Source organism: Vibrio sp. 10N.222.49.C9 (assembly GCF_041474985.1).
Classification (GTDB): domain Bacteria; phylum Pseudomonadota; class Gammaproteobacteria; order Enterobacterales; family Vibrionaceae; genus Vibrio; species Vibrio crassostreae_C.
In genome coordinates this window covers 1-314 of record NZ_JBFRVD010000075.1, presented here as the reverse complement: position 1 = coordinate 314, position 314 = coordinate 1, and the positions used below count along the sequence as shown (strand labels likewise).

Sequence of the window (314 nt, the reverse complement as noted above, 5' to 3'; positions counted from 1 at the left end):
GTCGCATCTCCACCAACCGTTAGGCCGCTAGCAGTCAGGTCATCGCCCTCTACGTCAGATGCTTGTGATAGCAATTGCTCTTGGCTTAAACGGATAGAACCGTCTTCATCGATTGAGTACGCTAGGTCACCAGACACTGGTGCATCATCAACGGCAGTTACACTCACATCGATGTTGGCAGATACCGTATCGGTGCCATCTGACACATCGAAGCCGAAGTTTACGTCACCATTGAAGTTTTCATTCGGCGCAAAGGTGTAAGTCCCGTTGCCGTTGTCGGTCAAGATACCGTCGCCGCCATCGTAGGTCACACC

1 protein-coding gene is annotated in these 314 nt (G+C 51.9%); it reads right to left on the bottom strand.

All coding sequences use genetic code 11. The features are described from left to right. Positions 1-314: tandem-95 repeat protein (locus AB4585_RS21660; protein WP_372170879.1), on the bottom strand; the 314-nt coding region annotated here is incomplete at both ends.